The organism is Nitrospiria bacterium (genome assembly GCA_035517655.1).
In the GTDB taxonomy this organism is placed as follows: Bacteria; Nitrospirota; Nitrospiria; order JACQBZ01; family JACQBZ01; genus JACQBZ01.
Map to the genome: position 1 here is coordinate 36647 of DATIYJ010000036.1, position 22615 is coordinate 59261.

21 protein-coding genes and 1 riboswitch are annotated in these 22615 nt (G+C 56.3%); of the genes, 18 read left to right on the forward strand and 3 right to left on the reverse strand.

The features are described from left to right. Window position 1 precedes the first annotated feature (1 nt). The 8 genes from VLY20_07425 to VLY20_07460 all read left to right on the forward strand — a co-directional run bounded on the left by VLY20_07425 (window position 2) and on the right by VLY20_07460 (window position 8454). A complete protein-coding gene (locus VLY20_07425) occupies window positions 2-1042 on the forward strand; it encodes an iron ABC transporter permease (GenBank protein ID HUK56472.1) in 1041 nt (346 codons plus the stop codon). A gap of 26 nt (window positions 1043-1068) precedes the next feature. Then, window positions 1069-1890 carry an ABC transporter ATP-binding protein gene (locus VLY20_07430; GenBank protein HUK56473.1) on the forward strand — a complete coding sequence of 274 codons (822 nt, stop codon included), beginning with the start codon at window positions 1069-1071 and terminating at the stop codon, window positions 1888-1890. Window positions 1891-1892: 2 nt separating this feature from the next. Beyond that, on the forward strand, window positions 1893-2609 hold the full coding sequence (locus VLY20_07435; protein ID HUK56474.1) for an energy transducer TonB: 717 nt from the start codon (window positions 1893-1895) through the stop codon (window positions 2607-2609). A 28-nt stretch (window positions 2610-2637) separates the two neighbouring features. Then, window positions 2638-2860, forward strand: a riboswitch (cobalamin riboswitch). Between the two features lie 33 nt (window positions 2861-2893). Further along, window positions 2894-4945 (forward strand): TonB-dependent receptor, encoded by a 2052-nt coding sequence (locus VLY20_07440; protein HUK56475.1) that lies wholly within the window; start codon window positions 2894-2896, stop codon window positions 4943-4945. 19 nt (window positions 4946-4964) lie between these two features. Further along, the gene (locus tag VLY20_07445; GenBank protein HUK56476.1) at window positions 4965-5567 is read left to right on the forward strand and encodes a cob(I)yrinic acid a,c-diamide adenosyltransferase; all 603 of its coding nucleotides are present in this window, start codon (window positions 4965-4967) and stop codon (window positions 5565-5567) included. Window positions 5568-5636: 69 nt separating this feature from the next. Next, on the forward strand, window positions 5637-5852 hold the full coding sequence (locus tag VLY20_07450; protein HUK56477.1) for a DNA gyrase inhibitor YacG: 216 nt from the start codon (window positions 5637-5639) through the stop codon (window positions 5850-5852). After that, entirely contained in the window at window positions 5821-6333 is a 513-nt protein-coding gene (locus tag VLY20_07455; protein HUK56478.1) for a hypothetical protein, read from the forward strand. The genes VLY20_07450 and VLY20_07455 overlap by 32 nt, the downstream gene beginning before the upstream one ends. A 75-nt stretch (window positions 6334-6408) precedes the next feature. After that, window positions 6409-8454: a monovalent cation:proton antiporter-2 (CPA2) family protein gene (locus VLY20_07460; GenBank protein ID HUK56479.1), complete on the forward strand. Its 2046-nt coding sequence runs from the start codon at window positions 6409-6411 to the stop codon at window positions 8452-8454. A 65-nt stretch (window positions 8455-8519) separates the two neighbouring features. Here the strand turns inward: VLY20_07460 and lptG are convergent, their stop codons facing one another. Together lptG and VLY20_07470 are read right to left on the reverse strand one after the other, a co-directional pair. Further along, window positions 8520-9602 carry an LPS export ABC transporter permease LptG gene (lptG, locus tag VLY20_07465; protein ID HUK56480.1) on the reverse strand — a complete coding sequence of 361 codons (1083 nt, stop codon included), beginning with the start codon at window positions 9600-9602 and terminating at the stop codon, window positions 8520-8522. A 14-nt stretch (window positions 9603-9616) separates the two neighbouring features. After that, on the reverse strand, window positions 9617-10744 hold the full coding sequence (locus VLY20_07470) for an LptF/LptG family permease (GenBank protein ID HUK56481.1): 1128 nt from the start codon (window positions 10742-10744) through the stop codon (window positions 9617-9619). Window positions 10745-10989: 245 nt separating this feature from the next. Between VLY20_07470 and VLY20_07475 the strand changes: the two genes are divergently transcribed. From VLY20_07475 to VLY20_07485, 3 genes are all read left to right on the forward strand, one after another. Beyond that, complete coding sequence (locus VLY20_07475; protein ID HUK56482.1) at window positions 10990-11199, forward strand: cold shock domain-containing protein; 210 nt, start codon at window positions 10990-10992, stop codon at window positions 11197-11199. Window positions 11200-11388: 189 nt separating this feature from the next. Beyond that, the gene (locus tag VLY20_07480; protein HUK56483.1) at window positions 11389-14355 is read left to right on the forward strand and encodes a tetratricopeptide repeat protein; all 2967 of its coding nucleotides are present in this window, start codon (window positions 11389-11391) and stop codon (window positions 14353-14355) included. 15 nt (window positions 14356-14370) lie between these two features. Further along, on the forward strand, window positions 14371-15189 hold the full coding sequence (locus VLY20_07485; GenBank protein ID HUK56484.1) for an AAA family ATPase: 819 nt from the start codon (window positions 14371-14373) through the stop codon (window positions 15187-15189). Between the two features lie 7 nt (window positions 15190-15196). Here VLY20_07485 and VLY20_07490 read toward each other — a convergent pair whose 3' ends face one another. Next, window positions 15197-16156 (reverse strand): D-glycerate dehydrogenase, encoded by a 960-nt coding sequence (locus VLY20_07490; GenBank protein ID HUK56485.1) that lies wholly within the window; start codon window positions 16154-16156, stop codon window positions 15197-15199. Window positions 16157-16433: 277 nt separating this feature from the next. On the opposite strand from VLY20_07490, the gene VLY20_07495 reads away from it, so the two are divergent. The 7 genes from VLY20_07495 to VLY20_07525 all read left to right on the forward strand — a co-directional run. Then, window positions 16434-18026, forward strand: a complete 1593-nt coding sequence (locus VLY20_07495; GenBank protein HUK56486.1) for a peptide ABC transporter substrate-binding protein — start codon at window positions 16434-16436, stop codon at window positions 18024-18026. Continuing rightward, on the forward strand, window positions 18023-18946 hold the full coding sequence (locus VLY20_07500) for an ABC transporter permease (GenBank protein HUK56487.1): 924 nt from the start codon (window positions 18023-18025) through the stop codon (window positions 18944-18946). Before VLY20_07495 ends, VLY20_07500 begins: the two co-directional genes overlap by 4 nt. Window positions 18947-19185: 239 nt before the next feature. After that, window positions 19186-20016, forward strand: a complete 831-nt coding sequence (locus VLY20_07505) for an ABC transporter permease (GenBank protein HUK56488.1) — start codon at window positions 19186-19188, stop codon at window positions 20014-20016. A gap of 399 nt (window positions 20017-20415) precedes the next feature. Then, a complete protein-coding gene (locus VLY20_07510; protein ID HUK56489.1) occupies window positions 20416-20979 on the forward strand; it encodes a YaeQ family protein in 564 nt (187 codons plus the stop codon). A 77-nt stretch (window positions 20980-21056) separates the two neighbouring features. After that, complete coding sequence (locus VLY20_07515; GenBank protein HUK56490.1) at window positions 21057-21320, forward strand: DUF4258 domain-containing protein; 264 nt, start codon at window positions 21057-21059, stop codon at window positions 21318-21320. Next, window positions 21320-21592, forward strand: coding sequence for a DUF2283 domain-containing protein (locus VLY20_07520; GenBank protein ID HUK56491.1), 273 nt, complete (start codon window positions 21320-21322; stop codon window positions 21590-21592). Before VLY20_07515 ends, VLY20_07520 begins: the two co-directional genes overlap by 1 nt. 237 nt (window positions 21593-21829) lie before the next feature. Beyond that, window positions 21830-22615: type I restriction enzyme HsdR N-terminal domain-containing protein (locus VLY20_07525; protein HUK56492.1), on the forward strand; the 786-nt coding region annotated here is incomplete at its 3' end.

Consider the following 22615-nt stretch of genomic DNA (forward strand, 5'->3'; position numbering starts at 1 on the left):
AATGCTCACCTTCAAACGATGGCTATCCGTTCTTTCTCTCCTGGGGCTGGGATGGATGATCACGGTTCTGATCTGTCTTCTCCACGGTACGGAGCCGATTGCATTGGCGGAAGCCGTCCGGATTTTCGCCTCCCGACTTTCACCGGGATCGGGAGGCGCGGTGGACCCCGGCAAGGGCGCCATTCTCTTGGATGTCCGTCTGCCGCGCGTCTTGCTCGCCGGACTGGTGGGGGGGACGCTGGCGATGGTGGGAGTGACCCTTCAGGCCTTGCTTCGCAACCCTCTGGCCGATCCCTTTGTGATCGGCATCTCGAGCGGGACGGCCTTGGGCGTCGTCTGTTTTCTTTTGTCGGGTCTCAGCGTGACGTTCTGGGGAACGACGGCCTCGCCGCTCTTCGGTTTTACGGGCGGACTTCTGACGCTGTTTTTTCTCTATCGCCTGTCCCGCGTTCACGGCCGGATTTTTGTTCAGACGCTCCTGCTGGGCGGGGTGATCATCAACGCCATGCTCTCGGCCGTGATCATGTTCATCACGTACATGGTGGACGCAGATAAAGTAATGGGGATCGTTTACTGGTTGATGGGGAATCTGGGATCTCTTGATTTCAAAGCGCTGGCCGTGGTGGCCTTGTACGCGCTGGCCGGCATGGTTGTGCTCTTCAAATCGGCCAGAGGGTTGAACCTGCTGGCTCTCGGGGATGAGACGGCGGTCACCCTCGGTCTGGATGCCGAGCGGACGAAGCGGGTCGCCTTTTTCGCTTCCGCTTTGTTGACGGGGGCCGTGGTGTCGGTCAGCGGGCTGATCAGCTTTGTCGGCATCATGATTCCGCATGTCCTTCGGATGGTGATCGGGCCGGATCATCGCTTGCTGCTTCCGGCCTCGGTTTTGGGGGGCGGGATTTTTCTAATGGCGGCGGATACGATCGCCCGCTCGCTGATCTCGCCGACCGAGATTCCGGTCGGGGTGATTACGGCGCTCTGCGGCGGGCCTTTTTTCCTTTTCCTTCTCTGGAGGGGAAGATCGAGATATTGGAGCGCATGATTCAAGAAGGAGGTCACGACCCCGAGATGTCTTCCATGTATACATTAAAGGGGGTGGGTTTTCGGTACGAAACGGAGTGGGTCCTGAAGGACGTCGATCTGACGATCGAGCGTGGAGAAATCGTCGGTCTGATCGGCCCCAACGGCTCCGGAAAGACGACCCTGCTGAAGATTCTGGGACGGCATCAACGGCCGGCGGAGGGCGAGGTCCGGCTGGGGTCGGATGACCTCTCGACCGTTCCGCCCCGCGCGCTGGCCCGTCGGGTGAGCACGGTGCCTCAGGATCACTCCATCGCGTTTTCTTATACCGTTTTGGAGATAGTTTTGATGGGACGCTATCCCTATTTGAAAGGATGGGCCTTTGAGAGCGCGGAGGATCACCGCATCGCCCGGTCGGCGATGGAACGCATGGGCGTGGATTCATTCGCCCACCGGCTTTTCACCGACCTGTCGGGCGGGGAAAAACAACGCGTCATCATCGCCCGCGCCTTGGCCCAGCGGGCGGAAGTCCTTCTGTTGGATGAGCCGGCGACGTTTCTGGATCTTCACCATCAGGCCGGGATTTACGGGTTGCTTCGGGAACTGAATCGGGACGACGGAATTACGGTGGTGGTTGTCTCGCACGACCTGACCATGGCCGCCCAGCTTTGCCGGAGGTTGCTCCTTTTAAACAAGGGAAGAATCATTCGACTGGGAACGCCATCCGACGTGTTGACGGAACGGGTGATCGAAGAGGTCTATCGTTGCGGAACTCTGGTGGATGCGCACCCGACAACCGGTCGTCCGAGAGTCACCGTGATCCCGGATTGGAAAGAGGCACGAATTCCGCGGCCCCCTTCCATTGTATGAGAATGTTAAATCGAATTTCTTGGAAATTTGTTTCGGTTTCGGTCGGGTTTCATCTACTGATCGGCGGGCTGCTTTTCTGTTTTTTATTAAATCCTCCGCCGACTCGTCCGGCCGTTTCCGTGGTGCAGGTCCGCTTGGCGGATCCGATTGAAAACCGTCCGGCCAAAGCCAAGACCCTGCAACCGCTTGAAGGTCGACCCGTGTTGCCGACCGTTGTGCCGGTTCGACCGGAATCCTCCGTGCCGGGTGAGCCTGCAACCCCAGACGGCTCGCACATGGAGAATCAAGCGACCGTATCGGAGACGGTCCCTGTGCCGATTGTGAAAACGCCGCCGGAAGAGCAGCGGCCGATCTCGAGCGGGTCATCTTTGATTGAGAACGCGCAGGCCCGGATTGAGCCGACCGCGGAGGGGGGCCTAAGGTCCGATGAGTTATCGCGCTTCCTTCAAGACGTTCAAAATCGTTTGGAGGAGGCCAAACGATATCCGTGGCTGGCCAGGGTAGAAGGCCAAGAAGGAACGGTCCGCGTTCAATTCATGATCGATCCCGCAGGAAAAGCGCAGGATATCCGGCTCCTCGAATCGTCTCGATCGAGCATTCTGGATGAAGAAGCCGTCGAAACCGTGAGGCGGGTGGGGCGTTTTTCTCATTGGCCCGTTTCATGGAATAAAAAGATTCAGGTTCAGGTGCCGCTGGTATTTCAACTGAATCAACCCTGAATGAGAACGAAAGGAGGCTTGTTATAAGATTTAAAACGGTCGGATGGATTCCGGGAACTCCGTGATTCCGAGCTTAGGCGAGGAAGAATCGGAGACGGGGCCGCCACTGTGAGCGGGGACGAATCCCCGGGTATGCCACTGTCTTGAGAACGGGTTGGGAGGGGACAACAGAAGCCCTTCCAAAGAGACGGGAAGGCGGGGAGGAGAACGATCCGCAAGTCAGGAGACCGATCCATCCGATATAAACGCCACGCATTCTTTTCGCAACCGGAAGGAGGTGCAGGATGAAATTTGTTTGTGCGGGAATCTTGACGGGGTTATTGTTGGGAACGGGTCTTACGGCGACGGCGCAGGATGCCGCCGGCACGTTGGAATTGAACCCGGTCGTGGTCACGGCCACGCGGCAGGAAGAGAAGGTCCTCCAGGTTCCGTCCCACGTCACCGTGATCACGCAGGAGGACATCCGCGGGACGAACGCGACGAACGCCGGAGATCTGCTCAGGACCGAGGCCGGACTTTGGGTCGCCAACACCAGCGGGTCCGCGCCGTCCGGCATGATCATCGACGGACGAGGATTCAACAACGGCGGAGGCAACGGCGGACGGATACTCGTCCTGGTCGACGGCCGTCGCGCCAACTTGGTCGACACCAGCAACCCGGACTGGGCCTCGATCCCGGTTGAGGCCATCGATCGGATCGAGATCGTCCGCGGCCCGTCCGCGTCGTTTTACGGAGACAACTCGATCGCGGGCGTGATCAATATTATCACCAAAACCGGAGCGAAACAGGCTTATACGGACCTGTCGTATGAAAGCGGCAGCTATGACTTCTCAAAACGCAAGGCGGCTCTCTCCGAAACCTCGGGGGCCTTCGGTTACTATCTTTACGGCGGCTATGAAACAAGCGACGGTTACCGCGAGAACAGCGATTACCGGGCGTCGAATTATATCGGAAACCTGAGTTATAAGATCAGCGATTTTTCGACGGTTCATTTGCGGTCCGCTTATATCAGCAATGATTATTTGTTGCCCGGCAGCCTCACGCAGGACGAGATCGATACGGTCGGCCGGCGCGGCTCGGTGACCCCTCTGGATCATGCGGGAACCAACCAGGGGCGGATCGATCTGGCGTTTGATTCGTATCTGGATCGGAATCAATGGATGGAGCTGACGGCCGGCCAAACCCTTCGCGGCGAGGGATCGCTGACGACCATTCCGAATTCGGGTTCGACCAATCTGGATGACGACAGCCGGTCGGTGGCGCTCTCCGGAAAGTATCGAATCACCGGTCCGATTGCGGGGGGCGAAAATCGTTTCCTGTTGGGAACCGATCTGCTCAAGGAAGCCATCCGGGCGAAAAGCTTTAACGATTATCCCGATCCCAATTTCCCGTTCATCACGGTTGAAAATACGGATTACGGGCGCCGGTTGATCGGGGCGTACGCAAGCGAGGAGCTTCCGATTCTGTCCGCGCTGACCCTGAATGCGACCGGCCGGATGGACTGGTCCCGGTTTACGTTCTCGCAGGCGACGACGGACTTGACGGCCAGTGCGATGAGCGAAGCGTCCGGGAATCGGTCCTTTCGCGTGTGGAGCCCGACGGTCGGCCTGACCTACCTGACCTCGCCTTCCACGAGTCTGTTCGCGTCCTGGTCCAGAACCTTCCGCTTTCCAAACCGGGACGAACTGACCGGACTTTTCGGCGTGACGCCGGAACTCGATCCGGAGCGGGCGACCACGTACGAGGCGGGAGAAAAAATTCAGGCCGGATCGGCCTTCGAAGGGACCCTTTCCCTTTTCCGGACGGATGTAAAAAATGAAATTCTCTTTGTCCCTCCGGCGATCGGCGCTTCGGCATTCGGTGTAAATGAAAACGTTCCCGAGGTGAGGCATGAAGGAATCGAGGCCTCGGCCGCGGTCCGGCCCTCTCCGACGTTTCGCGTCAGAGGGAGCTACGCATTTACCCGGACCGAAATTCAACAGGGTCCGTTTGACGGGAGTCATCTGCCGATTACTCCGAGACACGCGGGTAGCGTCACGATGGACTGGGGGCAGGATCAAGGCTCGATTCTCTCCGTGACGGGCCGATTCGTCGGAAATCGGATCCTCGCCAACGACCTGGCCAATCAGCAGGAGAAACTTCCGGCTTATTCGGTCTTGGACGCGAAGTACAGTTATCGGGCCGATTACGGCGAGGTTTTTTTCGGGATAAACAATTTTCTGAACCGTAAGTACGATGATTTCGGAGGGGTGGGAGGGTTTCCGTTCGGCAGCCGGATCGGGTTCAATCCGGCTCCGGAGCGAAACTACATCGGCGGAGCGACCATCCGATTTTAGCGAAGGAGGCGAAGGGGGAATGATGAGAATCACACGGGTCTACACGCGGACCGGCGATAAGGGGAAAACACGTTTGGCCGGGGGACAGATGATCTCTAAGGATCATCTGCGCATCGAAGTTTATGGGACCGTGGATGAACTGAACTCCGCCGTCGGCGTCGTGCGGGCCTTCAACCGGCCGCGGATGAAGCGGCTTTCCCAGGCCCGGAAGCTTGAGACCGAACTCCACCGTATTCAAAACCGCCTCTTCGATATCGGAGGGCTGCTCGCGACACTGCCCCGGGATCAAAAGCGGTTCCGGAACATGCCCAAGATAACGTCCGACGAAGTGAGCCATCTCGAGAAGTTGATGGACGCCTGTCAGAGGGAACTAAAACCGCTGGAAGAGTTTATCTTGCCGGCCGGTGATCCGGTCACGGCTTTTCTTCATCTGGCCCGGACGATCTGTCGTCGGGCCGAGCGGCTCTGCGTTCGGCTGGATGCCCGTGAAGGGGTGGCTCCGACGATCCTTCAATATCTGAATCGTTTGAGCGACGCCTTTTTTGTGCTGGCCCGTTGGATCGGCCGGGCGGGGGGGGAACGGGAGACGCTCTGGGAGCGCCCTTCCGCATCGAAAGGGTGATCCTTTTCGGTTTTTTACATCGACCGGACAACTGTTGCAACGCGGACCCTGTTGCCGTATAATTCTTCCATGAAACTCCCATGCCCGATCTGCCATAAATCGGTGGAATGGAGAAGCAATGCGTTTCGACCGTTTTGTTCCGAGCGCTGCCGAATGACCGATCTGGGAAACTGGGCGCTTGAAAAGTATCGGATCAAGACCGAAAACAAAGCCGACGAACAGTCCGACCAACCCGCGCCGTCCGATACCGCCGATGCCGAAATTCATCACCGTCAAAAAAGCTGAGCAGGAGCACCGGCAGGCCGCCCGCTATCTGAAGAGCTCGCTGGTCTACTCGTCCGCGCTGATTGGACTGATCTCGCTGATCCTGGGCTACGGGAGCCTCCTCTATTTGATGTTCAAGGGCCGGCCCTTGACGGAACTTCTCATCGACAGTCTGATTCTGCTGTCGTCCGGTCTGGTTGTGGGACTTTTCCAGGCCGGCTATCAACATTATCTTTACAATACGCATCCGGACTATTTTGCCGACCGCATGCGGCGGGCCGAGTTAAGGCTGTCCCGCCAACTCAAAAAGCTCGGGGATCCGATTAAGGTCGAACATCCCGGGCGTTGGGCCGTGCCTTATCTGTATCTCATCGGCTGGCTTGCTTTCGCGGGCCTGATCGTCATCTACACCCCCAAATTAAATGTGCTTTCGGTCGTCTTTCTCCCGATGGCGGGTTTCTTTAACGCGAGGTTTTTTTATCTGAAGCGGCTGATAAAGTAATGGCCCCGCCGAATCGCGGCCTGTTCGTCTAGGGGAGAAGGCCCTTGCGAGCCGGCGGGTCCAGAGTCAGAGGATATGCCTCCTATCGAATTTCTCCAGGATCTGGTGGTCATTTTCGGGTTTTCCATCGTCGTCGTCCTGATTTTCCAGCGCATCCAGCTTCCTTCCATCATCGGATTCCTGATCGCCGGCGTGGTCGTGGGACCCTACGGTCTGAACCTCATCGACGATGTGGGCCAGGTGAGGGTTCTCGCCGAGATCGGCGTGGTCATGCTTTTATTCACGATCGGTTTGGAGTTCTCGCTGGCGCGGCTGTCGCAGGTGCGCGCCTTCGCTCTGAGCGGGGGCGCGCTTCAGGTCGGCCTCACGATCGTCCTGACGGCCTCGGTCTTCTTGGGTCTTCAGCAATCGATCAAGGCCGGCATCTTTTGGGGATGTCTGTTGGCGCTGAGCAGCACCGCGATCGTCCTGAAAATTTTGATGGACCGAAACGAACTGGACGCGCCGCACGGCCGGCTTTCGGTCGGGATCCTGATCTTTCAGGATCTCATCGTGGTCCCGATGATGTTGGTGACGCCTTTTTTGGGAAACGGCAACGGAAGGTCGGAATCAACAGGCGCGATCCTCCTCACCCTGGTGGAGATGGTGCTTCTGCTTGGAGTTCTCCTCCTGGCCGCGCGATGGGTCGCGCCGAAGCTTCTGATGTGGGTTGTCCGGACCCGGAACCGGGAAATATTTGTGATCGCCGTGATCCTTATTTGTCTTGGGATCGCGTGGCTCACATCCCGAATCGGCCTTTCGTTGGCCATCGGGGCGTTCATCGCCGGGCTGGTGATTTCGGAGTCGGAATACGGCCATCAGGCGCTGGCCGAAGTGACCCCGTTTCGGGACAGCTTCAACGGTCTTTTTTTCGTCTCGATCGGGATGCTGCTTGACCTTCGCATTCTGGTGAACGATCCCGTCCTGATTCTTGGTGCGGCCGCGGCCGTAATGATTCTCAAAGGACTGGTCGCGGGCGGGGTAACCCTGGTCATGGGGTATCCCATCCGCGTCGCGGCCCTGGTGGGCCTCGCGCTGTTCCAGGTCGGGGAATTCTCCTTCGTCCTGGCCCAATTCGGACAGGATCAGGGCGTGCTGGGCGAGAAACCGTATCAACTTTTTCTGGCGATTTCGATCCTGAGCATGGTCGCCACCCCCTTTGCCATCCGGCTGGGGCCGCCGCTGTCCGATCGGGCCGAATCCTTCCGTCCTCTCCGGAGATTGTTCGGAACCCGGCAAATGAACAATTTGCAGCCCAAGGATCTGGCGATGAAGGAACATGTCATTATCGCCGGATATGGTTTTAACGGCCAAAATCTTGCGAAGGCCCTGACGGAAGCGGGGATTCATTATGTCGCGGTCGATATCCACGGGGATCTGGTCCGATTGGGCCGCGCCCAAAATATTCCGATTTATTTCGGGGATGTCACGCGGCCCGAAGTGCTCCGTCATCTGAGAATCGACACGGCCAAGACGCTGGTGCTGGCCCTCTCGGATCCGTTTGCGCTGCGCCGGGCCTTGCACGTTGCCCGACAGGCGAATCCGTCGTTGCTGATCATCGCACGTTCGCGCTACGTCCGGGACCTGGACGAACTGTACCGGTTGGGCGCCAACGACGTGGTGCCGGAGGAACTGGAAAGTTCGGTCGAGATCGCCGGGCTCGTCCTCAACCGACACGGGGTTCCTCGCGGACAGATTACGCTGAAACAGGACGAAATCCGGCGGGAAGGTTACTCCAGCCTGACACGCGCCGCGATCCAGCCGATGATCACGAAAGAGATCCTCCCGCCCGAAGTCGAAGTGTTCCGGCATCGTCTGCTGCCGGATTCGCCGGCGGTCGGTCAGAGTCTGGCCCAGCTGGGGCTGCCGGTTCGCACCGGCGCGATCATCGTCGCCGTGATTCGAGAAGGAGAGACCCGATCCAATCCGGGCGGATCGTTCATTCTGGAAGCGGAGGACGTCCTAGTGCTGGCCGGCGTTCAGGAGGTGATAAAGCAGGCGATCATCTATCTGGATGAAGGCGATCGCGGTCGCACGATGCCGCCGGAACCCGACGGAGGAAACCCCGCCCCATCGGCATGAGAACCATCGGGATTCCTGAAATGGCCCTTCCGAACCAACGTGAAAGCACACCCCCCGCTGCGGGATTACTGCCTGATACCAAGATACAGGTAAAGTCCGACCGCGAGAAAGAGAACATTGGCCGTCCCGCCGGCCAGAAACGGCGGGATCAATCCGGCGTGGCCCAGCGCGAGCGCAATGGAAAGAACGATCCAGTAGCAACTGCCGATCAACAGACTGATGCCGACTCCCCGCGCGATTCCCCGTGATCTTGTTTCCACCAAACCGAACGGGATCGCCATCAAGCTCATCACGAAATTGACAAAAGGGAGGGAAACCTTGTTATAAAGATCCACCCGGTAACGTCGGACGTCGTAGCCGTCCTTGTCCAGGAGCTTGATGTATCGGTTGAGCTCCTTGAACTTCATTTTATCGGTGTCGATGTCCAGACCTTTAAATTCTTTCGGCTTCCGCTCCAGCGCGACCGTCTGTTTTTCAAAAGAGCTTTCAGTCATATTCCCATCCGTTAAAAAGTCGAGGGCCCGACCTTGATACATGGTCCACGTTCCGTTTTCGTATTGGATGCGTTTGGCCTCGATCCGTTCTTCCAGGGTAAAGTCGTCTCGAACCTTGTAAATCGTCACATCGTGCAATACGCGGTTGATCGGATCGGCCAGACGAATATTGAGAAAGGTGTGACGTCCGTCGCGCAACCAGAGCTGGCTTTGACCGTAATAGGCTTGCTCGGCGAACTTTTTTATTTTTACAAAACGTACGAAGTCCGTCTTTTGCCTTGTCAGGGGAACGAAGGAAAGGTTGCACAAACCAAGAAAAAGGCTGAGTGCGAATGCGAGGATCAGTATCGGCGCGGTCGCATAGAGCAGGCTAACCCCGTTGCTTTTCATCGCGACGATTTCGTTGTGCCTGGAAAGGAGACCCAGATGAATCAGTGTGGCTACCAGCATGGCGATCGGTGCGACATCAAAAACGGTCTTCGGGATTTTAAGTCCGAAGTATAAAAGAATGAGCGGGAATGAAGCGTTCTCCTGAATCAACCGTCCGATCTTGCTGAAAAAGTCGATGGTGGTGTAGACCAGGACGAGCATCGCCAGGCAGAGGAGCAGGATCTTGATATATTCGCGGAAGATATATTTCAGTAAAATAGGCATGGTGAATGCCTCCCTCATCGCCCGCCGGGCCGAAGCGATTGGATGAACAGCCCCCGGCTGGGTCCCGCAATAAAGAAGATCGCGAGGAGGGTCATAAGTATATTCGGCGCCCATGCCGCGATCAACGGGGGCAACAAGAGGGACGTAACCAGGAAATCCGAGACCATCATGAACAGATAATAAAGCAGGGCCATGGCGATGCCGAGCGCAAAACCGCCGAGACGGCCGCCTTGTTTAATCACCAATCCAAGAGGAATCCCGATCATCCCGAAAATCAGACAGGAGAAGGGAAAGGAATAGGTTTTATAATATTCCTCCAGCGTTCTCAGCTCGCTGCGATCCAGAGTTTGAGCGGCGGTCATTTTCGCCTTGATCTGCTGGATTCTCGTTGAGGTATCGGTGTCTTCGGATGAGCGCTTGGCGATGGCCGCCAGATCCAGTTTAAATTCGTATTTTTTGAACGTGATCCATTGATGGCGGGACGGATCGCCGCTTTCACGGTGTTGGCTGCCGTTGAGCAATCGAAGGCCGACCATGTCCGACGTCGGGTCGCTCAGAATCGTCCCTTCCTGCGCCAAAATCAGAACCGGCTGGGCCGAATCCCTCAGATCGTAGATCATGATGCCTTTCAGCCGTGTGGGCTCCGGCATGTCATCGACATAGATCATCATGTTGTCCAAGGGCTCGTTGAAAATGCCGGGCTCGAGCCCCAACGAAAACTCCTGTTTCAACAGATCCATGGCGGCCGACTTCATCGAGTGGCCAACCCACGGCTGGGCCCATGCGGACAGACTGAACGTCAAGGCGAAGGTCAGGACCGTGAAAACTTGCACCGGAAAGGCTAATCGGGACAGGCTGACACCGCTGGCCATCAAGGCGGTAATTTCATGGTCCGCCATTAAACGCGAGAAACTGATGATCGTTGCGATCAAAACGCCCATGGGAATGGCGATGACCAGAAAGGTGGGAAGGAGATAGACAAATATTTTCCCGACGGTCGAAAAGGATACCCCTTTGTTGATGAACAGGTCGGTCAACTGCACCATTTGTTCGATCAGCAGGATCATCATCAAGGCCGATAGGGTGAGCACGAAGGGGGTCAGAAGTTCGAAAAAGACGTAGCGATCCAGAAGTTTCCACATGGTTCATTTATATCGAAATTGTCGGGATTTGTAAAGACGATCCGAATCACCGCCGGAAAAAAATCTTGACAATGAAAAATGACTGTGTTAATTATGACCGGGTTGCAGTATTTATTTAGAAAATATTGTCGTCCTTTGTGGAAAAAAAATGGCGTGAGGCTTCAACAAGACCGCGGGAAATCCATGCCGCGGTTTTTTTATTCGTATAGTTACTTCATAACGTCCGCGTAAAGAAAGGGGGGCTTGTGAAAAGCAAAGGCACGGTGAAATGGTTTAACGACCGCAAAGGATTTGGGTTTATAAAATTAGACGATGGAAAGGATGTGTTTGTGCATTATTCCGCGTTACAAGGCGAAGGATTCAAGACCTTGAAGGAAGGGGAAGCGGTTGAATTTGATGTCGTTGATGGCACGAAAGGACCTCAGGCTGCGAATGTGACTCGTCTAACTCCTTGACAGATCTGGATTTCTAAAAAGAAATATCTTGAAGAAACCGTTTCTTCTTACAGGTTTACCTCTACAGCAGAATGGATTGCCGGCCCTCTTGAATTTGCCTATTCCCCCTGAATCGACAGACTCTTCCGTTGTTTGACTTCCATACTAACTTCTGGTATTCTTTAAAAAAAGTGTCACCCGAGGTTGATTTTGGCTGATAAAGCGACGATAGTGCAAAATGCCCAGCGCTACATGGCGAAAGGGCAGATAGATAAGGCCATAGATGAATGGCAGAAACTCATCTCTGAATCTCCCAATGATGGCAATATTTACAATACCATCGGGGATCTATTACTCAAGAAAAACGACCTTTCCAAAGCGGTTGATGCCTACCTGAAGGGAGCAGAAGTTTTCCGTTCCGCCGGTTTTGCTCTCAAGACCATCGCGATCTACAAGAAATTGATCAAATTGGTTCCCCAGCGATTGGACATCATGGTCAAATTGGGCGATCTCAACGCCGAACGAGGATTGGTCGGTAATGCGGTTGAAGACTATCTTTCGGCCGCAAAACAATTTATCCAGGATGGAGATGTCCGTGGGGGTCTTGAGGTTTACCGAAAAATTGCTAATTTAGACCCGACCAATACAACCATTCGTTTGAAATTGTCGGATCTTTGTTTAAAAGAGGGGTTGCAACAAGAGGCTGTTGCCGAGTACTTAAAGGTCGCCGAATCGTATCTAAATAATAACCAGGTCAAGGAAGCCCACGATCTTTTTGAACGCGTCTTAAAACTGGATCCCAAAAATGAAGCCGCCCGCAAGCAGATAGGCAAGGACGCCTTGCCCGAAGAAGCCCCTTCAAAATCGGGTTTAATTTCCAAAGAGCATCTGCTTTCAAAGATTGACGCTTTAATCAACGAAAACAGGCTGGACGATGCACGGAAATTCTTGGATCAATTCATTGAGCAGAATCCGGACGATCCCCTGGGTCCCCATAAACTCGGAACGGTCGTATTGAAGACGGGGAACATGGATGAGGCCTTCAACTTGTTTAAGACGGCCGTTCAAGGGTATATGAACCGAACCGAATACGGGCAGGCCGGCAAGTTGATGAAGGATTATCTTGAAACGGATCCGGATCGGGTCGAAGCCCATCTTTTGCTTGCCGAGGCCTATGATCGCGGCGGAAATCCCCATCTGGCCGTTTCGGCATATGCTCACGTCATCGATGAAGACTTGGCTTCCGGAGAAACGACGCGGGCCAGGGAGTTATTCGGAAAGATCAAAGGGCTTGAACCGGAGCACCGCGATGTCCGGCGCTTGCGGCATGCGTTTGAAGCTACGGAAGCGTCTCAGCCCCATATCGTTCTCCCCGAAATGAATCCTCCGATCAATCCGACCGTCCCTCCGATAGCGCGGGAATCGGAGGAGGCCGTTGAGATGCGGACCGACTCGGAAGTCGATGCGCCTTCCGCCGAGCCGACTCCGATCGTTGATCCGGCCGCGCTACAGAGCCTTTTCACCGAGGCCGAGGTCTATCTAAAATACGGCTTATCGCAGAAGGCCATCGAACAACTGGACCAAATTCTTGCGATGGACCCTGAAAATGAAATGGCCCACCAGCAACTCAAGGAAATATACAAGAACGAAGGACAGACCGAAAAGGCCGTGGAAGAATGCTTTCTCTTAATGGAAATCTACAAAAAAGCGGGCGATATGGAACGTCGCATGGCCGTTCTGGACGAGGCGAAAAGCATTGACCCGGAGAATCCAAGAATCCGCGAGGCGACGAACCTGGCCCCGATCTTGGACAGCGGCAGGATGAAGGCGATCTTGGCCGAAGAGCTCGTCGATCATGACTCGGCTCCAGCTGCATCCGAAATCGAGTCGGTTAAACCGGAATCCGAATTGCATGAAGACGTTCAGGTCGGACTCTCCTCTCCCTCGCTTCATGAGCGGGAAAGGGTGGCCGAACAAATGGCCGAGGCCGATTTCTATCATCAACAAGGCCTTCGGGACGAGGCGAAAAAAATGTACGAGCTTATTTTAGCTCAGAAACCGGATCATTCGCCCGTGAAGGAGAAACTCGATGCCATCGCAACGGAAGAGGTTCAGGAAAATGCACTGAAATCCCAACAAACCAAGGTCCTCCAGGAAGCCGAGGCCGTCGCCGAGCCCCCTCCGACCAAACCTGAAAAGGAAATCCATCGTGCGGCACAAACGCCCATGGAGTCAAAACCGGTCAAAGTAAAATCGGCCGATGAGCGTCTGTTGGATGAAGAATTGGATAAGTCCTTCGCTCCTTTCATGAGCCATGAAACGGAGGAGTCCGCCAAGGCTTCCAAATACGCGGTAAATGAAACAGATGATACCATTGACCTGGAATCACTTTTGAAGGAGACCGAGGAAAGGCAGAAAGATTCCGATCAAGTGGCCAAACCTTCACGAGAAGACAAAGACCACAATAAAGATTTTGTTAATGTATCCGATACATTAGACGATATCGTAAAAGATGATTTTGAAATAGGTTCGTCCGGTGATGTTCAGGAAGAAGAGTCGGTCAGCCAGCAACTTGACAGCATCTTTTCGGAATTCCAGAAAGAGGTGGTGCAAGTTGATGATATCGATTACGAGACCCACTATAATTTGGGAATCGCCTACAAGGAAATGGGGCTTCTGAATGAAGCGATTATCGAATTCAAGCAGGCCATGAACGGGCCGGAACGCTTCATTGATTCATGCAACATGCTGGCGGCATGCCATCAGGAGAACGGCAATCATTCGGAGGCGATCAAGCTTCTGGAACGGGCTCTTTCAGACCCTCAATGCGGCGAGGCTCAGGGCCAATGGCTGCGGTACGACCTGGCCGCCCTTTATGAGAAGGAATCGCGACCGGAAGAAGCCCTGGCCCTATTCGGTGAGATCGCGAAGGTTGATCCTAATTTTAAAGACGCTGCCCAACGGATTAAACATCTGGAAGGGATGCTTGGAAAACCTAAACGGAAGGCGTCGGCAACTCCGGTAAAACGGGATGAAGAAGATGAAGATGTGGATGCCATGATGGAGCGGATTTTCGGCGATTCGTCTCCGGCCACCAAGGCGCAAAGCGGCCAAGGTGCCGGCCGGGACGGTTTAAAAGACGACTCCAAGAAGAAGGATCGGATATCTTATCTTTAAGGACGACGCCGCGCGATGAGCTATCTTGACCATTACAATCTCAAAGAAGAGCCATTCTCAACTTCAGTCGACAATCGGTTTTATTACAACAGCACGCAGCACGCGGAGGCGCTGGTCCGGCTCAAATACGCGGCCGAGCAGAGGAAAGGCCTGGCGCTTCTGGTCGGGGATGTCGGAGCCGGAAAAACCACATTGGCCCGAAGGCTATTGGATGAGCTGGATGAAAGCAGCTACGAATCCGCCCTTCTGATTGTTATCCATAGCTCGATCACCTCCGAATGGCTTCTTCGAAAAATTTCGGTTCAGTTGGGCGTCGAGAAACCGGCCGAGGGTAAAACGGACCTGCTCGGACAGTTGTACAACCGCCTGGCGGAGATTCATGATAAAAAGAAAAGAGCCGTCGTCCTGATCGACGAGGCGCAGATGCTCCAGACCAAGGAGGTCATGGAGGAGTTTCGCGGTATTCTCAATATTGAATTGGACGGTCATAAATTAATCACCTTCATTTTATTCGGCCTGCCGGAGGTGGACCAGCATCTGGCGCTCGATGAACCCTTGAGGCAGCGGGTGGCCATCCGCTATCATCTCCAGGCCTTTACGGAAGGATCTTCCGAGGATTATATGAAATACCGGCTCCAGATCGCCGGCTGCAAAAAGGACCTCTTCACCAAATCGGCCTATTCGGCGGTTCATCAATTTGCCAAAGGCATCCCCCGCCTCATCAACACACTCTGCGACAACGCCCTCCTGGAAGGCTATCTTCGGAAGAAGGATCGGATCGACCACGACATGATACGCGAAATCGCGGTCGACTTGAAACTGGTCAACAAATAGGCCGCGATTATCGGATCGTGTTGGGCGCCGGTTTTCCCTTCAGGACCGCTTGGATGTTCTCGATCACCATCCATCCCATTCGGATGCGGGTCTCGACCGTGGCGCTGCCGAGATGGGGGAGCAACACCATATTGGGCAGGTTCAACAGGCCTTTTTGAACACGGGGTTCCTCCTCAAAAACATCGAGCCCGGCCCCGGCGATTCTTCCCTTCCTCAACGCCGTCGCCAGAGCCATCTCGTCCACCACGGGACCTCTCGCCGTGTTGATGAGAAGCGCCGTGCTTTTCATGACGTCGAATGCCCGGCGATCGATCAGGTGGCGGGTTTCGGAGGCGAGCGGGACATGCAGGCTGACGATATCGGCGGCCGCCAGCAAACGGGAGAGCGGCCGGTAGGCGACGCGGAATCTTTTCTCGACGGGCGGCGGGAGACGCCGGCGGTTGTGATAGATCAGACGCATTCCGAAGCCCGCGGCTCTTTCGGCCACGGCCCGTCCGATCCGGCCCATTCCGATGATGCCCAGTGTCTTTCCGGAGACCTCCATTCCCAGAAGCTGGGTGGGATTCCATCCCGTCCATCGGCCGGTCCGTACGAGCCGGTCGGCTTCCGGGACGCGCCGCGCGAGGCTCAGGATCAAGGCCCAGGTCAGATCGGCGGTGGCCTCCGTGAGCACGCCCGGAGTGTTGGTCACGACGATCTCCCGCGCGGCGGCCGCTTTCAGATCGATGTTGTTATAACCGACGGCATAATTCGCGATGACCTTCAAGCGGGGATGGCCGCCGATCACTTCCTCATCGACGGGATCCGACAACATCGAGATCAGCGCCGGTCTCCCCCGAAGGCCGCGCATCAGTTCCGCTTTTGTGATCGGCCGGTCGCGGACGTTGTATTTCAGATCAAACAGCGTTTTCAGCCGATGCATCACGGGCGTCGGCAAAACGCGCGTGAGAAAGACGCCGGGTTTCATTCAATCTCCTCTTTGAAGGGGCTCGCGTCGCCGCCATGATCCATGGGGGCCCGTGCGAAGAATAGATTCCGCGTCCTCCGACCCGCCTGCCGGCAGGCAGGCGCCCCCGCGCCCCGCGCTCGGACCGGCAAAGCCAGATCCTCGCTTTATCCACCGGTAAAGCCGGATGGAGCCGCCGAAGGACAGGACCCGCCGATGGAACAGGATAAAAGATCCTTGTATTAGTATTTTAAAGCGTCATCATATATAATCAGCCGCGGGTTTGCAATCACTCGTGATGATCAATCACAACCGGATCAAATGGGCCGTTGCGTTGGCGTTGGTTTTTGCGTCGGCGGGGCTTATCGTCCGCCCGGTCGCGCGCGTTCCCCCGGTTCCGGACGGATCGACCTTTCGAATGACGCTTTCCAACGAGCCGCCGACGCTCGATTGGAATCTCGCCACCGACAGCGTTTCGTTCGACGTCCTGATCAACCTCATGGAAGGCCTCACGGAGTACGACGAGCAACTCCGGCCGCGGCCCGCCGTCGCCCGTTCCTGGGAGGTCGCGCCGGACGGCCGGACCTATCTTTTTCACCTTCGCGAGGACGCCCGCTGGAGCGACGGGAAACCGGTCACGGCCGGAGATTTCGAGTATTCCTGGAAGCGCCTATTGGATCCGAAAACCGCGGCGGAATATGCTTATTTCCTATACGATATCGAGGGCGCGGAGGACTACAATACCGGAAAAACCGACCGTCCGGATTCGGTCGGCGTTCGCGCGCTGGACGACCGGCGGCTTGAAGTCCGGCTGCGGAAGCCGATCGTTTTCTTCCCGAGCATCACCACGTTCATGGTCACCTTCCCGATGCGCCGCGACGTCGTCGAGAAATTCGGCGAGCGGTGGACCGAGCCCGGCCATCTCGTCACCGAGGGGCCCTTTATGCTTGACGAATGGCGGCACGAGTACAAGCTCACCCTGCGGCCCAACCCGTATTATTACGGTGAACGGCCCGCGCTTTCAAAGATCGTGATGTTCGTCGTCAACGAAACCGCGACCGCCTTGACCCTGTATGAGACCGGCGATCTGGAGATGGCCACCCTGCCGCCCGAGGCGATGTCCGCCTACCGGGGGAAGACCGAGTATGTTTCCGCGCCGATTCTGCGGGGGTATTATTACGGCTTCAATGTTCTGAAACCCCCTTTCAGCGATCCGCGGGTCCGTCGTGCCTTTTCGATGGCGGTCGACCGAAGGGAATTCCCGGCGATCTTAAAACGCGGAGAGATCCCGGCCTCCTTTTGGATCCCGCCGGGCATGCCGTACTACAACCCCGCCCTCGGCCTGCCCTTCGATCCCGAAGGCGCGCGCCGCTTGCTGGCCGATGCGGGTTATCCCGGCGGACGCGGCTTTCCGACCGTCACGGCGGCCTTTAATACCGCTCCGGAGAACAGTCTGATCGCCGAGAACCTTCAGGCGCAGTGGAAACGGAACCTGGGCGTGGAGGTTTTGCTGGACAACCAGGAATGGAAGGTCTATCTAAAACAGCTTCAGACCGACCCGCCGCCCTTGTTCCGGTTGGGCTGGGGGGCCGACTATCCCGATCCGGATAACTTCATGAATCTCTTTACCTCGACCAGTGGAAATAACCGGACTCGCTGGAAAAACGACCGCTACGATGCGCTCATCCGTTCGGCCGCGGCCGAGCCCGATCCGCACCGGCGGCAGGCGGCCTACGACGAGGCGCAGCGGATTCTGCTGGAAACGGACGCGGCGATCATGCCGCTCTTTGTCGCCACGCAGAACTGGGTGATCAAGCCGTACGTGCGGGGACTTCGGGTCAACGCACTGGAGCTGCTCGAGTTCAAGAACGTTCATCTGGAGAGGCCGTGATCCGCTTTATCCTGGGAAGGTTGGCCTGGGGAGTCCCGGTGTTGTGGCTGGTGGCCACGGCCACCTTCATACTGATGCACGTCGTTCCGGGCGGACCCTTCGACCAGGAAAAATCGCTGCCGCCCGAAATCCGCGCCAATGTCGACGCGAAATACCATCTGGATCGACCGGTTTTAACGCAGTATGTTTTGTATCTGGGGGATCTCCTTCGCGGAAACCTCGGCCCCTCCTATAAATATTTAGGCCGCAACGTCGATGATATCATTCGCGATACCCTGCCGGTTTCGGCGCAGCTCGGCCTCTGGGCGGTTTTGATCTCGGTGATCGCGGGCGTCGGCGCCGGGATCGTCGCCGCCGCTCGTCCGCGCTCCTGGGCGGATCACGCCGGGATGTTCCTGGCCACGATCGGAATCTCGGTCCCGAATTTCGTGATCGGGACCTTCCTGATCATGATCTTCAGCTACCGGCTTCATCTGTTTCCCGCGGCGCTGTGGGAAGGATGGCGCTACAGCGTGCTTCCCGCCGTCACCCTGGCCTTGCTTCCGGCGGCGTATATCGCGCGACTGACACGGTCGAGCATGCTTGAGATTCTCGATAAAGAGTTCATCCGGACGGTCCGGGCCAACGGGTTCGGCGAAGGGCGGGTCCTTTTAAAACATGCCTTGAAAAATTCGATCACGCCGGTGGTGTCCTTCCTGGGTCCCTTGACGGCGACCCTGGTGACCGGGTCCTTCGTGGTCGAGTTCATTTTTTCGGTCCCGGGGATGGGGCGGTACTTTATCACGGCCGTGACGAACCGGGATTATCCGTTGATCATGGGAGTGACCTTGGTCTACGCCGTCCTGATCGTTGCGGCGAATATCGTCGTGGACCTGGCCTACATGTGGCTTGATCCACGGATGCGGATTAAGGATCAATAGCGGGTGGTGGGGCGCGCCATCATAAACAGGCCGAACGGGGCTGGGTCCATGAGGCGACTCGGCTTACGTTTGGGCTACCCGGCTTGGCGAAGGACGCGGCCCGCAGGGTCAATTTTCCGTCGAGCCCCTTCGGAAAATTGAGCGGCCGAGCCTAGCCGGGTCAAACGAAAGCCGTTGGAGCCGATGGGTACAGCCTCGGTCGGCCTGTCCGGGACCGGCTTGCGTACAAGAGAATTCTTATGACGGTTCAGCGATTCATTCAATCCCATCCAAGGATCATCTTCAGCGCCGGCTTTATCATGCTGATCGGCTTGGCCGCGCTGGCCGCCCCGTGGCTGTCGCCGTATCCGTTCGATCAACAGGACACCCATTCCATACTGCAGGGACCCGGCCCGCAGCACTGGATGGGGACGGACCGTCTCGGGCGGGACCTTTTCTCCCGCCTGCTTTACGGCGCGCGCATGTCCATGTCCGTGGGAATCTTCACGGCCTTGTTCGCCGTACTGTTCGGCACGGTTTACGGCGCCGTCTCGGGCTACGTGGGCGGGAGGACGGACAACCTTCTCATGCGGCTCGTCGACCTGGTCTATTCGCTGCCGGATCTCCTGCTGATCATTCTCATCACGGTGACCATCGGCCGGGGGGTCCTGGGAATTTTTCTGGCCTTGAGCCTTGTGAGCTGGGTCACGGTGGCCCGGATCATCCGCGGGGAGGTTTTGAAGCTGCGGGAGTTCAGTTTCGTTGAGGCGGCCCGTGCCGTCGGCGCGTCGCATCACCGGATTCTGTTTCTCCACATCCTTCCCAACACGCTGGGCGTGCTGATCGTCACACTGACCTTCCGCATCCCGGCCGCGATCCTGGCCGAATCCACACTGAGCTTTATCGGACTCGGCATCGCGCCGCCCTTCGCCAGTTGGGGCAGCATGGCGAGCGAGGGCTGGAGCGCGATGAAATTCTATCCCCATCTGATCCTGTTTCCGAGTCTCGTGCTGTTTCTCACGATGGTCGCCTTCAACGTCCTGGGCGACGCCCTACGCGACGCCCTCGATCCGCAGCGCCGGTCGCGATAGCGTCCCTTGAGCTTTTTAGCCGCTTCTTGTATACTCCCACCCATCTGTCCTGCCGAATTTTTATCCGTTGTTGAGCTCGTCATGGCATCCCTAGGCCTCGTGAGGTCAGAACTTGGGCCGCGAAAAGGACGAATATATTCGATCTGCATCTATTATATATAGGGGGCCCGGGGGCGTAGAGGCAGGGCTTGCCCTGCCCGATAAATCAGGGCACCGTAGGGGCGACGCATGCGTCGCCCGTACGAAAACCACACGGGTGGAATGCCTGGGGCGCGGACAGAACGCGCAATGGCGAAAGACGGCCCGGTGGGGGAAATAGGTAATACAGAGTTGAATAGGTAATGAATTAGGTGCAAATGTGTTCGCCCGAATTGACGCATTCGGATACACGATAATTCCATGGCCTTAAGTTCCACAATTTATAAAGCCGCGCTTCAAATCGCCGACATGGACCGGCCCTACTACCACGACCATGCGCTCACACTCGCGCGCCATCCCTCCGAAACGGACGAGCGGCTGATGGTGCGGATCGTGGCCTTCGCGCGGCATGCGGACGAGCGGCTGTCCTTCGCACAGGGCCGGCTCGGGGCGGGGCCGAATTCAGAAGACGAGCCCGATCTGTGGCGGAAGGACCTGACCGGCGCCGTCGAGCTGTGGGTCGAGGCGGGCCTCCCGGATGAACGCGCGATCCGCCAGGCCTGCCGCCGCGCCGGGCGGGTCGTCGTGTATGCCTATGGCGGACGCAAGGCCGATTTGTGGTGGGAGGAAAACCGCGCCGGATTGGAACGGGCGAAGAATTTAACCGTTATCAATCTTTCCCCCGAAACCACCCGCGCCCTCGCCGCGCTTGCAAAGCGGGGCTTGGAATTGAATTGCATAATACAGGAGGGTCAAATGTGGATGGGGGAGGGGGAGGAGAGGGTGGAGGTCAAATTTACGGTGATGATGGAAGGTAAAACGTGACCCTCAGGTTTCTGCAAAAACAACCGGCGGTTTTTGCATCGTGGCGAGCGAATGTATATAGTGACTGAGCGGGTCCCGTGAAAGAGATTGAGATTATCCCGCTGGCCAAAAAGAAAATGGGGCGCCGATCCGTTTCCGATGAATGGGTCGATGAAACTCTGAATTCTCCGGAGCAGGTCGTGGAAGGTTACGGCGGGCGGAAGGTGGCCCATCGGCGGTACAAGGTTCGAGGAAAGGATAGACTGCTACGGGTCGTGTTTGAGGAAACACCGGAAAAATATATCGTGATTACGGCCTATCTAACCTCGGCCGTGAAACGATACTGGAAGGAGGATCGTTAATGAAGATCGAATATGATACGGACCATGATCTGCTGAACATCGAGTTCCTGCCGGATGTTTCGATCGATGATTCGCAAGAGATCGACGGCATTGTTATCGATTACGCCAAGGACAAGCGAATCGTCGCGATCGAAGTCCTGGACGCGAGCAAGCGGACCACCCATGATCCCGCGGACCTGATCGGCCTGGCCGTCGTCCGGGCCAAATCGGCCCCGTCGGATCGCGTGCGCGAACGGGAAACGGGATACGGAAAGAAGAAAAGGAAATCGTAGGGGCGTATGGCATATTCCTCACTTCCTTGTCCCCATTTTTCCCTATAGACCGGCCGTGGAGACAAGATGGGGTTTGAGGAGAAGCGCTGGAAGGCGGGGGATGTTGAAAGGCTAGTTTTGCCCCTATTCTTTGCATGAGTCCAGCATATGCGATCAGATTATGGTTCCATATATAATTGCAAGGCCAAGGAGGTGCATTGCACCTCAACGACGACACGACGACTCAGAGGATAGCGTATGGACCTTATTGCTGAAGGCTTGAAACAAGGACTAATCCGTTTCGAAGATGGCGGCAAGTACATTGTCTATGTGTCGCAAGGGAAGCGGCGGAATTATGAAAATCCGGAGGAAAAAGTTCAGGCCGAAGCGTTTCTTCGTCTCGTCCTTGTCTACAAATATCCAGTCAGGCGCATTCGACAATATGTGTCGGTGCAAATGGGTGCAGAAACGAAAGAGGCAGATATCGTTGTTTACTCAGACGAAGCATTAAAATCACCGTGGATCATTGTCGAGTGCAAGAAGCCTGATGTGTCAGAACTTGAGTTCGTCCGTGCGGTGGATCAGGCATTCAGTTACGGCGTCGCAGAGGGAGCCAAGTATGTTTGGACTACCTCCGGACTGAAGAATGAGTATTATGAAGTCACCGCCAAGAAACCGAAGGCGCGTATCACTATACCCGACGTACCACAATTCGGCGTCGAGGAGCTTGCGAAATTCAAGTTCGCTAAAGGTGGCGGCGCGACCAAGACTGGCCAGAAGCTCTTTGACCTCGAAAAGGTTACCGAGGACGAACTCACTCGTCGCTTTCAGCAAGCGCACCAGGCGCTTTGGGGCGGAGGAGAATTAAATCCCTCCGAAGCATTCGATGAACTTGACAAGCTTATTTTCTGTAAGCTCTGGGATGAACGGAAGGCACGAAAAAACGGCGAACCCTATGACTTCCAAATATTCACCGAAGACACGAGAGAGAAGACCGAACGTGAGTTGTTGGAGCGCTTAAAAAAGCTCTACGCCGAGGGCCGC

What these genes read in the sequence shown, in the direction of transcription:
- VLY20_07425 (HUK56472.1), top strand. Translation starts at nt 2, where the DNA reads ATGCTCACCTTCAAACGATGGCTATCCGTTCTTTCTCTCCTGGGGCTG.
- VLY20_07430 (HUK56473.1), top strand. Translation starts at nt 1,069, where the DNA reads ATGTCTTCCATGTATACATTAAAGGGGGTGGGTTTTCGGTACGAAACG.
- VLY20_07435 (HUK56474.1), top strand. Translation starts at nt 1,893, where the DNA reads ATGTTAAATCGAATTTCTTGGAAATTTGTTTCGGTTTCGGTCGGGTTT.
- VLY20_07440 (HUK56475.1), top strand. Translation starts at nt 2,894, where the DNA reads ATGAAATTTGTTTGTGCGGGAATCTTGACGGGGTTATTGTTGGGAACG.
- VLY20_07445 (HUK56476.1), top strand. Translation starts at nt 4,965, where the DNA reads ATGATGAGAATCACACGGGTCTACACGCGGACCGGCGATAAGGGGAAA.
- VLY20_07450 (HUK56477.1), top strand. Translation starts at nt 5,637, where the DNA reads ATGAAACTCCCATGCCCGATCTGCCATAAATCGGTGGAATGGAGAAGC.
- VLY20_07455 (HUK56478.1), top strand. Translation starts at nt 5,821, where the DNA reads ATGCCGAAATTCATCACCGTCAAAAAAGCTGAGCAGGAGCACCGGCAG.
- VLY20_07460 (HUK56479.1), top strand. Translation starts at nt 6,409, where the DNA reads ATGCCTCCTATCGAATTTCTCCAGGATCTGGTGGTCATTTTCGGGTTT.
- lptG (HUK56480.1), bottom strand. Translation starts at nt 9,602, where the DNA reads ATGCCTATTTTACTGAAATATATCTTCCGCGAATATATCAAGATCCTG.
- VLY20_07470 (HUK56481.1), bottom strand. Translation starts at nt 10,744, where the DNA reads ATGTGGAAACTTCTGGATCGCTACGTCTTTTTCGAACTTCTGACCCCC.
- VLY20_07485 (HUK56484.1), top strand. Translation starts at nt 14,371, where the DNA reads ATGAGCTATCTTGACCATTACAATCTCAAAGAAGAGCCATTCTCAACT.
- VLY20_07490 (HUK56485.1), bottom strand. Translation starts at nt 16,156, where the DNA reads ATGAAACCCGGCGTCTTTCTCACGCGCGTTTTGCCGACGCCCGTGATG.
- VLY20_07495 (HUK56486.1), top strand. Translation starts at nt 16,434, where the DNA reads ATGATCAATCACAACCGGATCAAATGGGCCGTTGCGTTGGCGTTGGTT.
- VLY20_07505 (HUK56488.1), top strand. Translation starts at nt 19,186, where the DNA reads ATGACGGTTCAGCGATTCATTCAATCCCATCCAAGGATCATCTTCAGC.
- VLY20_07510 (HUK56489.1), top strand. Translation starts at nt 20,416, where the DNA reads ATGGCCTTAAGTTCCACAATTTATAAAGCCGCGCTTCAAATCGCCGAC.
- VLY20_07520 (HUK56491.1), top strand. Translation starts at nt 21,320, where the DNA reads ATGAAGATCGAATATGATACGGACCATGATCTGCTGAACATCGAGTTC.